The sequence below is a fragment of the Stenotrophomonas sp. CCNWLW162 genome, assembly GCF_037203745.1.
GTDB lineage: Bacteria > Pseudomonadota > Gammaproteobacteria > Xanthomonadales > Xanthomonadaceae > Stenotrophomonas > Stenotrophomonas maltophilia_AQ.
In genome coordinates this window covers 21,792-34,616 of record NZ_JBBCBL010000010.1, presented here as the reverse complement: position 1 = coordinate 34,616, position 12,825 = coordinate 21,792, and the positions used below count along the sequence as shown (strand labels likewise).

Below are 12,825 nucleotides of genomic sequence, written 5' to 3'. Positions count from 1 at the left end.
GCTGGGGCCGGATCCCCCCGGGGCTCCGACCCAGGTGCTGGCCCCGGAATGGGGTCAGAGCCCCTGCGGGGATCCGACCCCTGCGGCCGGCACTACCACCCTGTCGCGATATCTCTTACAATCCGCGTACGTTTATCAGGCTAAGCCCGCGTTTCGACGCGGCTTTTTTTTTGTTACCCTTCGGGCCATCAGCGGCCCGATTCCATTGGAGACATCCCATGGCGCTGGAGCGCACCCTTTCGATCATCAAGCCGGACGCCGTTGCCAAGAACGTCATCGGCGAAATCTACGCCCGCTTCGAAAAGGCTGGCCTGAAGGTCGTGGCCGCCAAGTACAAGCAGCTGTCGCGCCGTGAAGCCGAAGGCTTCTACGCCGTGCACCGCGAGCGTCCGTTCTTCAACGCGCTGGTTGAGTTCATGATCTCCGGCCCGGTGATGATCCAGGCCCTGGAAGGCGAGAACGCCGTCCTGGCCCACCGCGACCTGCTGGGCGCCACCAACCCGAAGGAAGCCGCCGCAGGCACCATCCGCGCCGACTTCGCCGAATCCATCGATGCCAACGCCGCCCACGGCTCGGACTCGGTCGAGAATGCAGCGATTGAAATCGCCTACTTCTTCGCCGCCACCGAAGTCGTTTCGCGCTGAGAGTAATGCCGTGAACGAGGTCGTACAGACACCCGCCATCCAGCCGCTGCCGAAGTCGGCACCCACGGCTGGCAAGCAGAACCTGCTCGACCTCGATCGCGCGGGCCTGGAGAAGTTTTTCGTCGAGGTTCTTGGCGAGAAGAAGTTCCGCGCCCATCAGGTGATGAAGTGGATCCACCATCGCTACGTCACCGAGTTCGATGAGATGACCGACCTCGGCAAGGTCCTGCGCGCCAAGCTGCAGGAGCATGCCGAGGTCCTCGTCCCGAACATCGTGTTCGACAAGCCCTCCGCCGACGGCACCCACAAGTGGCTGCTGGCGATGGGCGTGGATGGCAAGAACGCCATCGAGACCGTGTACATCCCCGACAAGACCCGTGGCACGCTGTGCGTGTCCTCGCAGGTCGGTTGCGGCCTGAACTGCACGTTCTGCTCCACCGCCACCCAGGGCTTCAACCGCAACCTGACCACCGCCGAGATCATCGGCCAGGTGTGGGTTGCCGCGCGCCACCTGGGCAACGTGCCGCACCAGATGCGCCGCCTCACCAACGTGGTGATGATGGGCATGGGCGAGCCGTTGATGAATTTCGACAACGTCGTGCGCGCCATGAGCGTGATGCGCGACGACCTGGGCTACGGCCTGGCCAACAAGCGCGTGACCCTGTCGACCTCCGGCCTGGTGCCGCAGATCGACCGCCTGTCCACCGAAAGCGACGTGTCGCTGGCGGTGTCGCTGCATGCGCCCAACGATGCGCTGCGCGAGACCCTGGTGCCGCTCAACAAGAAGTATCCGATCGCCGAGCTGATGGCTTCGTGCGCACGTTACCTGCGCGCCAACAAGCGCCGCGAATCGGTCACCTTCGAATACACCCTGATGAAGGGCATCAACGACAAGCCCGAGCATGCCCGCGAGCTGGCCCGCCTGATGCGCCAGTTCGACAACGCGGTGCAGGCCAAGGATTCGGGCAAGGTCAACCTGATCCCGTTCAACCCGTTCCCGGGCACCCGCTACGAGCGTTCGGAGGAAGCGCATATCCGCGCCTTCCAGAAGATCCTGCTCGACAGCAACGTGCTGACGATGGTCCGCCGCACCCGTGGCGACGACATCGACGCGGCCTGTGGCCAGCTCAAGGGCCAGGTGATGGACCGTACCCGTCGCCAGGCCGAGTTCAACAAGACGCTGCAGGCGGGGAAGGGGAGCGATGCCGCGGCCTGACCGCCTCTGGCTGGTCCTGATCGCAGGCGTGCTGGCCGTCACGGTCACCGGCTGCAAGTCCCGTCCGAAGGCCAAGCTGGGCCCCAGTGAGGCGCCGGTCTACTCGGTTCGTGATCCGGATGGCGTGCGCCAGCAGGTGCGCTGGCAAGAGCTGCTGACCCTGGCCGGCCGCGATATCCAGTCCGGCAATCTGGACGCCGCCGAGCGCAAGGCACGCGAGGCGCAGAGGCTGGTGCCCACGGCCCCCGACGGTCTGGTCCTGCTTGCGGGCATCGACGAACGCCGCGGTCGCAGCCAGCAGGCTGGCGAGAACTTCCGCAAGGCTGCCGAGCTGGCGCCGCAGCGTGGTGACGTGCTCAACAATTACGGTGCCTGGCTGTGCCAGCAGGGCAGTGCCGCCGAATCGCTGATCTGGTTCGATCGTGCGCGGCAGGCGCCGGGCAACTCTGCGGCCGCCGAAGCACAGGCCAATGCCGGAAGCTGCGCACTGGATGCCGGCCAGCTCGATCGTGCCGAGCGCGACCTGCGCGCGGCACTCGCAGTGCTGCCCGGCAACCCGGTTGCGCTGGAGGCGATGGCCCAGCTGAGCTTCCGCCAGGGCCGCTACATGGAGGCCCGGGCCTTCGCCGAACGTAGGATTGCAGCTGCACCCGCAACGCGTTCCGTGTTACAACTTGCGTCTCAAATCGAAGCGCGGCTGGGTGATCGGGCGGCATCTGATCGCTATATTCAGCGGATTCGACAGGAATTTCCGCAGGAAGCGGGCTCCTAACTCCAGGGTTGATGCATTGTGATTGATGACCAGACTGTGAGCGCTCTCGAGACTGCGGCCGGCTGCGGCACCCGCCTGCGCCAGGCCCGTGAGGCGGCCGGACTGACCCTCGAAGATGTCGGCTCGCGCCTGCGCATGCCGATCCAGGTGGTCAGGTCGCTGGAAGAAGAACAATGGCAGAAGCTCGGCGCGCCCGTGTTCGTGCGCGGCCAGTTGCGCAGCTATGCGCGCCTGCTGGATGTGGACGTGGGCCAACTGCTGGAGCAGGCCCAGGTCGGGCCGGTGGTCCCGCCCACCCTGGTCAGCCATACCCATACCCCGCGTGCGCGCCGTATCGCCGAGAACCTCGGGCGACGCGTGCTTTATGTCGGTATCACCGCGGTGCTGGCCGTGCCGGTGTGGTTCGCCACCCGTGGCCACTTCGATGGCAGTGCCACCCCGGCGCCGAATACCGCGTCGCTGGATGCGCTGCCGGCCGCCGTGCCGGTGACCCCGTCCGCAGCAGGCATCGAGCCGTCCACGCCGGTCGAAGTGGCGGCTGCGCCGGCCAGCAAGCCGGCGGCAACCCCGTACGTGGCCTCGCTGGCTCCTGTGCCGCGTTCGGCCCCGGCTGCTGCCGCGGCCAATACGCTGGACATGCAGTTCAATGGCGACAGCTGGGTCGATATCGGCGGCCCGGACGGTACCAGTGTCGAGAAGGCGCTGATCAAGTCCGGTGAGAGCCGCAGCTTCACCCCGGGCCAGGTTGCCCGCGTTACCTTGGGCAATGCCTCGGCGGTCCAGGTTCAGCAGAATGGCGCTATCGTCGATCTGACCCCCTACCAGCGAGCCAACGTGGCACGCTTTCAGGTATCCTCTGAAGGCTCCGTAGTCCCGGTTTCGCACTGAGGCGCGGTTTCACCACCTTCGATTAATCCCAATGGTCCCTCCCGACGGGCGGGGCGAGAGTACGCATGGCGATCGACGATCTGCTCGACGAGCACGAACAAAGTGAACGCGTCCGCAGCTGGCTGCGGAAGAATGGCGCCAGCATCCTCGGTGGCGTAGTCATCGCCATCGGTGCCATTGCCGGTTGGCAGTGGTACCAGAAGGATCAGGGCGGCAAGCTGGCCTCGGCCAATGTCGAGTACCAGAAGGCCCTGGTCGGCCTTCAGCAGAACAAGCTTGACGACGCCTCCAAGGCGGTCAAGGCGCTCGAAGCCGGCCCGTCCAGCATCTACGGCGACCTCGCGGCGCTGCAGCTGGCCAAGGCCCAGGTCGACGCCGGCAAGAACGAAGAAGCGCTGGCCACCCTGCGCGCCGTGAAGGTCGAAGGCGACCTGCAGCGCGTGGTCGACCAGCGCGTGGCCCGCCTGCTGGTGGCTACCGGCAAGAGCGACGAGGCCATCAAGCTGCTCGGCAGCGCCACTGACAGCAGCAGCCTGGAGATCCATGGCGACGCGCTGATGGCGCAGGGCAAGCGCGATGACGCCCGTGCACAGTACGAGAAGGCGCTGAAGACGCTGGACGTGGCAGCGCCGCAGCGGCGCCTGCTGGAAACCAAGGTTATGGATGCTGGCGGCACGGTCGCCGCCCCTGCGGAGTCGGTTTGATGAGTCAGAAGGTCATGATCACCCGCGTCGCCACCGTGCTCCTGATGGGCATGGCGTTGACTGGCTGCAGCACCGTGAAGGGCTGGTTCGCCGGCAAGGACGCGGCAGCGAAGAAGGCCCAGGAGCCGGCTGAACTGGTCAAGTTCGAGCCCTCCGTGAAGGTCAACAAGGCCTGGTCGGTCAACCTCGGCAAGGGCGAGCGCCGCATCGGCGTGCGCCAGGGCCCGGCAGTGGCCAACGGCCACGTGTTCGCCGCGGCGATCACCGGTGGCGTCCACGCCATCGACCTGCAGACCGGCAAGAAGGTCTGGACCTGGGAGCCGAAGAAGGAAAAGAAGAAGGCCAAGCTGCGCCTGTCCGGTGGCCCGGGTGTCGGTGAGAACCTGGTCGTGATCGGCACGCTCGATGGCCAGGTCATCGCCCTGGACATCAACGACGGCAGCGAGAAGTGGCGCGCCCGTGTTCCGGGTGAAGTCATTGCCGCGCCGGCCGTTGCCCAGGGCATGGTCTTCGTGCGCAGCAATGATGGCCGTGTGACCGCTTTCGATGTCGGCAACGGCACCCAGAAGTGGTTCAACCCGAGCGAATTGCCGGCGCTGACCGTGCGTGGCAACGCGCCGGTGGTGACCGGTCCGGGCGTGCTGTTCATCGGCAAGGATGAAGGCGCGGTTGCCGCGCTTGCCATGCAGGATGGCCGCACCCTGTGGGAACAGAACCTCGGCAACGGCGAAGGCCGTACCGAGCTGGAGCGCATGGCCGACGTCGATGGCGCCCCGGTGCTGGAGGGCAACACCCTCTATGTGAGCAGCTTCAAGAACCAGACCATGGCCATCGAAGGCCCGACCGGTCGCCCGCTGTGGGCGCGCGACCATGGCGGCGCAGGTGGCGTGGCGGTTTCGTCGGGCAATGTTTTCGTCACCGACAACAAGGGCGGCGTGTTCGGCCTGGACAAGGCGACCGGCGCAGCAATGTGGTCGCAGACCGAGCTGGCGCGTCGTTCGCTGACCGGCCCGGCGCTGCACGGCGACTACGTGGTGGTCGGTGACTACAAGGGATACGTGCACTGGTTGAAGACCGCCGATGGGGCGATGGCTGCACGGGCAAAGAGCGGCGGTGACGCCCTGCTTGCCCAGCCAATCGTCGTAGACGGGGTGCTGCTGGTGCAGAACGTCGATGGCAAGCTGACCGCCTTCCGGTTGGCAAATTAAAAATGGAGTAATCGCGATGCTGCCTTTGGTCGCCCTGGTTGGACGGCCGAATGTCGGCAAGTCGACTATTTTCAATGCGCTTACGCGCACCCGTGACGCCCTGGTCCACGACCAGCCCGGCGTCACCCGCGACCGCAACTACGGCGTCTGCCGTCTCGACGAGGACAATCATTTCCTCGTCGTCGACACCGGCGGCATCGCGGAAGAGGAAGAAGGCCTGGCCGGCGCTACCACGCGCCAGGCCCGTGCCGCCGCTGCGGAAGCTGATCTGATCCTGTTCGTGGTCGATGCCCGTGACGGCAGCTCGGCCATGGACGATGAGATCCTGGCCTGGCTGCGCAAGCTGTCGCGCCCGACGCTGCTGCTGATCAACAAGATCGACGGCACCGACGAGGACAGCGTGCGTTCGGAGTTCGCCCGCTACGGCTTCAGCGAAATGCTGACCGTCTCGGCCGCGCATCGCCAGGGCCTGGATGACCTGCTCGAAGAAGTGGTGCAGCGCCTGCCGGAAGAAGGCAGCGGCGAAGAGCTGGACAACGATCCGAACCGCATCCGCATCGCCTTTGTCGGCCGCCCGAACGTGGGCAAGTCGACCCTGGTCAATCGCATCCTCGGCGAGGAACGGATGATTGCCTCCGACGTGCCGGGTACCACGCGCGACTCGATCGCCGTGGACCTGGAGCGTGATGGCCGCGAGTACCGCCTGATCGACACCGCCGGCCTGCGCCGCCGCTCGCGCGTGGACGAGGTCGTCGAGAAGTTCTCGGTGGTCAAGACCATGCAGTCGATCGAGCAGTGCCAGGTGGCGGTGCTGATGCTGGATGCCACCGAAGGCGTGACCGACCAGGACGCCACCGTGCTCGGTGCCGTGCTCGATGCCGGCCGCGCGCTGGTGATCGCCATCAACAAGTGGGATGGCCTGACCGAGTACCAGCGCGAGCAGGCGGAAACCATGCTGTCGCTTCGCCTGGGCTTCGTGCCGTGGGCTGAGTCGGTGCGCATCTCGGCCAAGCATGGTTCGGGCCTGCGTGAGCTGTTCCGTGCGGTACACCGCGCGCACGAATCGGCGAACAAGACCTTCACCACCAGCGAAGTGAACAAGGCGCTGGAAGTGGCCTACGAGACCAACCCGCCGCCGACCATCCGCGGCCATGTCTCCAAGCTGCGTTACGTGCACCCGGCCGGTTCCAATCCGCCGACCTTCATCGTGCACGGCACCCGCCTGAAGGAACTGCAGGAGTCGTACAAGCGCTACCTGGAGAACTTCTTCCGCAAGCGCTTCAAGCTGATCGGCACGCCGGTGAGCTTCATCTTCCGCGAGGGTACCAACCCGTACGAGGGCAAGAAGAACGTCCTCACCGAGCGGCAGGTCAAGGCCAAGCGGCGCTTGATGAAGCACGTCAAGGGCAAGTGATGCAGAGAAAGGCGGCCGCAGGGCCGCCTTTTTCGTTGTGGGGAATGGGGTCAGATCCCTTTTCCTTCGGAAAAGAGATCTGACCCCGGATGCAGGGCCGCTGCTGCCGTCCGTTTGCGGCGGTCCTTTAGAGCCGAGCCCATGCTCGGCTGCTTTTCGCGGATTGACGAGGCGCGCTGCGCGCGATATCTGCCCTATGGCGGCTTGCCGCATGAGGACTAGCTCTGCGCCGGACAGGGGGAGACATGGACTTGGCCCGTAGTCAGGCCTTCGCCACTCACGAGGCGGCATGCTGCGACGAAGTTGAGGCATTGGTTGGCGCAAGCGAGGAACGACTTCACCGTGATATAGGAAAAAACCTACATCGCTATCCGTAATGCTCCTATAAGACAATTCGTCATGATGAGGTGAATATCCATCCACTGGGGGCGCTGTATGACTGTAATGGTAGACAGCTTCTTCAGGTATCTGGAGGCGCAAGGGGACGGCGCAGCTGCTTTCCGGCCGGAACATGACGCCAGCACACGTCGGTGGCTTGCCGGATGTCTGGTGATTGCCGACGCATTTGGACAAAGGGACGTTCCATGCGTATCTGGCAGTGGCAGGCGTTGTTGGGCGCGGCATTGGTCATGTCATCGGGGTGGAGCTGGGCGAGCAGCCCGGTCACGCCACATACCGAGTACTACAAGAGGATCAAGACGGGTGAAGGGCTGGCGCCGCTGACCTCGAGCCTGTTCGGGGACAGCATCAGCCCGAGCTCCGGATCGACAGAATTTGTCGTTACCGACATTGACCTGCCAGGAAACAACGCGCTGCCGGTGCGATTGCAGCGTCGCCTCGCTGTGCAGTCCTTCAAGGACCGGCAGCCATTGGGGGGATTCGGCAGCTGGGATATCGAAGTCCCTTTCATGCATGCGACCTTCGATTCCATCTGGAAATGGAACGAGTCGGGCAACGGCGCTACCCAGCGTTGCTCGCAGTCGTTCTACCCTAAGACACGTACCGGCGTAGGCACCTTCGAGATCTGGACCGGCGTGCAGGTACGTGTCCCCGACCAGGGCGAGCAGGAGATGCTGCTGATCGCCAACGCGTCCAACCCCAAGCCCACCAATGGCGAAACCTATCGCTGGGGTACTCGGGGCAACATGCGCCTAAGCTGCCTGGCGTCGACGGCCAACGGTTATCCAGGGGAGGGCTTCCTGGGTGTGGACGCCTCGGGAAACCGGTACTTCTTCAATGTGGGCATTGAGCGAAAGGCCGGCTTCATGGAGCTGGGTCAAGGCGTCGGTTCGCAGCTGGTGCGCGTGCTGCTCATGGCCAGCCGGGTTGAGGATCGCCATGGCAACTGGGTCGCCTATGACTATTCGGGCGACAAGCTGGTTGGCATTCGCGGCAGTGATGGTCGCGCCATCTCCATCGCCTATGCCGGGGACCGCATTGCCAGCGCGACGGCCAATGGCCGGACCTGGAGCTACGAGTACAACGACGGCAACAATGCAATGGGGTTTGCGCGTTGGCCTGCACTGCGCGCTGTACAGCAGCCGGATGGCGCGCGATTCGGCTACGAATACAGCTGGCAGGACGGCGGATTCGGGGGGCTGAATCCGGAGTATCAGAGCTGGGACGGAGAGCCCAAGCTCTGTACCAAGCCCATGTTCGAGCAGTCTGCGTTTACCTTGATCGCGAACCACCCAGCGGGAACGCGTGGACAATTCGAGTTCAAGTATGTGCGCCGTACCCGGCTGGGTGTAAAAAGTACGGCCTGCGCAGACATGGGCGGTGGGCGCTACGCACAGCGTGCCTCCAATGCGTTCGACCTCTTCGCGATCACCAGCAAGACGCTGACGGGGCCCGGGTTGGGCAATCTGACCTGGACATACGAGTCTGGGGGATACGACTCGGGTCTGGCCAACTCCGCAGTGTCGACGATCGTGGAGCCGGACGGGACGCGTCGCCACAGTGTGTTTGGACGAAAGTTCGACGAGAACGAGGGGCAGTTGTTGCAGGAGGCGATTCGCGCGCCCAATGGCCAGATCGTCCAGGTCACCACCAACACCTACATGAGTTCGGCTGAGGTCCAAGGAGGGCCGTTCCCTGACAGCTATGGTTCGCTGACGGCGGCCGATGACCCCTTCGCCAACAAGATCCGCCCTGTGAAGCAGTCCGTCCTCAGCCAGGATGGCGTCAACTTCATCAACACGACCGATCAGTTCGATGCGCATGTTCGGCCGGTCGTGCAGACCGAAAGCAATTCGCTGGGACGCGCGAGGACGCTGAGGACCACGTACTTCGACGATACCGGTCGCTGGATCCTCGGTCAGATCGCGCGCAGCACGCAGACCGTCGGTGGCGCTGAGATCGAGACCGAACGTACAGACTTCGACTCGTTGGCACGCCCGCAGCGGACCTATGCCTTCGGCGTGCTGCAGCAGACACTGGGGTATCACCCGGATGGAACGCTCGCCTCCGTGGCGGACGGCAAGGGCAATGCCATTGCGCTTGGCAGTTGGAAGCGGGGCCTGCCGCAGAGTGTTGCCTTCCCCGACGGCAGCAGTGCCTCGCTGCAGGTCGATGACAACGGCTGGGTGCGCACGGCGGTGGAGCCCAACGGGGCCAGCCGCAGCTTCGATTACGACGGGATGGGGCGGATCGTACAGGCGACCCAGGCTGCCAATGACAGCGTTGCCTGGAATCCTTCAACTACCCGGTTCTTCCAGGTGCCTGGCGCGGAGATCGGGCTGGAAGCGGGACACTGGAAACGCGAGTCCAGTACCGGCAATGCACGCGCGGTAACGTACTACGACGGGCTGTGGCGACCGGTGCTGGAAGAGTCGTTCGACGCCGCGGACCGCGGCGGTACCCTGCGCCAGACGGTGACCCGCTATGACAGCAATGGGCGGCCGATCTTCACTTCCTATCCCACGCGCGCGGCATCCGACTTCCGTTCGGCGCTGCCCGGCACCTACACCGGTTATGACGCACTTGGTCGCCCTGTCCGCAGTGAGCAGGACAGCGAGCTCGGCCGCCTGGTCACTACGACGGAGCAGCTCGGCGGTGGCAGCGTAAGGGTGACCAATCCGCGCGGCATTGCCACCACCACCGACTATCTGATGTATGGCAAGCCTGCCCAGGACACGCCCATCCGGATTCTCCACGCCGAGGGCGTGGTGACGGAAATCCAGCGCGACACGCTGGGCAAGCCGCTGTCGATCCTGCGGCGCAATGGCGATGGCAGCATCAGCGTGCGTCGACAGTATGTCTATGACGGCGCCCAGCGGCTGTGCAAGAGCATGGAGCCCGAGACCGGTGCAACCGGCATGGGCTACGACGCGGCAGGCAATCTGCTGTGGTCTGCCTCGGGCCTCGCGCTGCTGGGCCCCCAATGCGAGAGCGAAGGCGCCTATGCGTCACCTTCGCGGGCTGACCGTGGCTACGACAGCATGAACCGCCTGGTGACGTTGCGCTTCTCCGATGGCCAGGGTGATCAGGACTGGAGTTATTGGCCGGGTGGGAAAGTGAAGCGCGTGCAGACCCGCAACAACGGTGCCAGCACCATCAATGAGTACAGCTACAACCTGCGCGGGCTGCCCACCTCCGAGAGCGTGCTGTATGACGGCGGCGAAGTATGGGCACTGGGCTACGGCTACGATGCGAACGGTGCCCTGGCCACCCATGTGCAGCCGTCTGGCCTGACGATCAGCTACAGCCCGAATGCGCTGGGGCAACCAACACGGGCCGGAACCTACGCCACCAACGTGCGCTACTACGCGAACGGTGGCATGAGCGGCTTCACCTATGGCAACGGCGTCGCCCATCAGATGACGCAGAATGCGCGCGGCCTCCCCGACAGGAGCACGGATAGCAGCGCGGGCGGCAAGGTCATCGATGATGGCTACGATTACGATGCCAATGGCAATGTGGCGGCCATCAGCGACGGCTTGCCAGCAGCTCCGGGAAACCGCGACATGCGCTACGACGGTCTGGATCGTCTGACCGCCGTGACAGCTGCCAGCTTCGGGAACGCAAGCTATGCCTACAATGTTCTGGACAACATCGTCGCCGCCAATGTGGGCGCAAGGCGGCAGGCCTTCGAGTACGACTTCAACAATCGGTTGACGAACGTGCGGGATGTCGCCAGTGGTGCGACCGTGACCGGGCTCGGGTATGACGCACAGGGCAACCTGAAGGTGCGCAATGGCGTGGCGTTCCGTTTCGACTATGGCAATCGCCTGCGCGAGGTCGATGGCAAGGAGGCCTATCAGTACGACGCGCATGGACGTCGCACCCTGGCCAGTGCGTCCAATGGCAACATCCGCTCGTTCTATGGACAGGATGGCGTGCTGCGCTACCAGCACGATCAGCGCCAGGCCAAGGGATTTGACTATGTCCAGCTCAACGGCAGCCTAGTTGCCAAGCGTGCGGTGGATATTGCTCCTGCGGCGCTGGTGGTGACTGTTCCGGGATACAGCGGCAACGGTGCGTTTGCCGTGCAATGGACTGCCGTCGCAGGTGCACAGCGCTACGAAGTACAGGAGTCAGTGACGGGAGCGTGGCAGACCGTCTATCAGGGAGCGGCGTTGACGGTAGCGTTGACCGGGCGCAGCTCCGGTGCGTATCGCTACCGAGGGCGTGCCTGCAATGGCACTGTCTGTGGCGCGTGGGGCGTGGAAGCCTCCATCCAGGTGGAGCTTGCACCCACGGCTGCACCCGTGATCACGGCACCAGGACAAGGTGTCAACGGAACCTACTCGCTGAGCTGGTCGGTGGTGCAGGGTGCGGCTCGCTATGTGCTTGAAGAAGCCGTAGGCGCGGGCTGGAACGTGGCCTTTGATGGTTCTGGCCGCACCTATCAAGCAACCGGCAAGGCTGCGGGCGCCTATCGCTATCGGGTCAAAGCGTGCAATCCACAGGGGTGCGGCGCCTACTCGGTCGAAGCGACGATTACGGCGCTGTACGCGCCTTCCATGCCGACGTTGTCAGTACCTGCTGCAAGCTACAACGGCAGCTATATCCTCTCGCTGTCGAGCGTGGCCCAGGCCAGCAGCTACCGCATCGAAGAGCAGTTCAATGGAGGGGCATGGACTGAGATCAACCGGATCAGCGGCAGTCAGCTGGCCATCAGCGGGCGAATTGCCGGCAGTTATGTCTACCGCGCCTTCGCATGCAATGACGCGGGATGCAGTGCGGCGAGTTCCACAGGTGCCATCCTGGTGACATTGCCGCCTGTCCAGGCGACAGGGATCAACCTCGGCGGTACAAGCTACAGCTCCACCGTGAGCATGGGGTGGGCGGCGATTCCTGCTGCAACACGCTATCAGCTGATGGAACAACTCAATGGCGGCGGCTTCGGCCTCGCGCAGGAGGACGGCGCGACCTCGGTGGCCCGTGGTGGTCGCTGGCCCGGCCAGTGGGACTACCAGGTGCGCGGTTGCAACGTTGCCGGCTGCGGCCCGTGGTCAGCAGTCGCGGGCGTGCGCGTGATTGGGCCTCCGGCCACCCCCGTTCTGCGCGTGTCCGATGGGGTGGGAATCGGCGCGGCGTACTCGATCTCCCTGTTGGAAGTGGCAGACGCGACGCGCTATGAAATCGATGAAAGCACTGACGGCGCCAACTGGTCGCTGATTGCAGGGGACCGGACGGTTTCCCTGGCCAAGGGCGCTGGCGGCAACTTCTATTACCGCGGGCGTGCCTGCAATCCGGCGGGTTGCAGCGCCAGTACTGCTGCTGGCTTGGTTGCGATTTCCAGTGCACCGCCGGTGCCGACGGGTGTGAAGATCCTGAAGAGCGGCCCCAACATCTGTTCGGTCATCTGGAACGCGTCGCCAGGTGCCACCTACTACAACATGCGTTCAAGCAGTGGGGGCGCGACCTATAGGGCGGAGGGCATCGGGTATGACCTCGATACGCGCTGCCAGGGTGGCTACAAGGTGCGTGCCTGCAATGCGCAGGCGTGCTCGGCCTGGTCGAACTGAGGTGGAT

At 64.5% G+C, this 12,825-nt stretch carries 8 protein-coding genes; all 8 read left to right on the top strand.

The window, feature by feature from the left end; translation table 11 throughout:
• Positions 1-218 precede the first annotated feature (218 nt).
• A complete protein-coding gene (ndk, locus tag V9K93_RS19325; protein ID WP_008265389.1) occupies positions 219-644 on the top strand; it encodes a nucleoside-diphosphate kinase in 426 nt (141 codons plus the stop codon).
• Between the two features lie 10 nt (positions 645-654).
• Entirely contained in the window at positions 655-1,860 is a 1,206-nt protein-coding gene (gene rlmN, locus V9K93_RS19320; protein ID WP_065723019.1) for a dual-specificity RNA methyltransferase RlmN, read from the top strand.
• Positions 1,847-2,632: a tetratricopeptide repeat protein gene (locus V9K93_RS19315; RefSeq protein WP_337303062.1), complete on the top strand. Its 786-nt coding sequence runs from the start codon at positions 1,847-1,849 to the stop codon at positions 2,630-2,632. Before rlmN ends, V9K93_RS19315 begins: the two co-directional genes overlap by 14 nt.
• Before the next feature lie 18 nt (positions 2,633-2,650).
• Positions 2,651-3,520: a RodZ domain-containing protein gene (locus V9K93_RS19310; RefSeq protein WP_046986535.1), complete on the top strand. Its 870-nt coding sequence runs from the start codon at positions 2,651-2,653 to the stop codon at positions 3,518-3,520.
• Between the two features lie 65 nt (positions 3,521-3,585).
• On the top strand, positions 3,586-4,224 hold the full coding sequence (locus V9K93_RS19305; RefSeq protein ID WP_046986536.1) for a YfgM family protein: 639 nt from the start codon (positions 3,586-3,588) through the stop codon (positions 4,222-4,224).
• Positions 4,224-5,432 (top strand): outer membrane protein assembly factor BamB, encoded by a 1,209-nt coding sequence (gene bamB / locus V9K93_RS19300; protein ID WP_012510800.1) that lies wholly within the window; start codon positions 4,224-4,226, stop codon positions 5,430-5,432. The genes V9K93_RS19305 and bamB overlap by 1 nt, the downstream gene beginning before the upstream one ends.
• 16 nt (positions 5,433-5,448) lie before the next feature.
• Complete coding sequence (gene der / locus V9K93_RS19295) at positions 5,449-6,846, top strand: ribosome biogenesis GTPase Der (protein ID WP_046986537.1); 1,398 nt, start codon at positions 5,449-5,451, stop codon at positions 6,844-6,846.
• A gap of 584 nt (positions 6,847-7,430) precedes the next feature.
• Positions 7,431-12,818: a hypothetical protein gene (locus tag V9K93_RS19290; RefSeq protein ID WP_337303061.1), complete on the top strand. Its 5,388-nt coding sequence runs from the start codon at positions 7,431-7,433 to the stop codon at positions 12,816-12,818.
• Positions 12,819-12,825 lie beyond the last annotated feature (7 nt).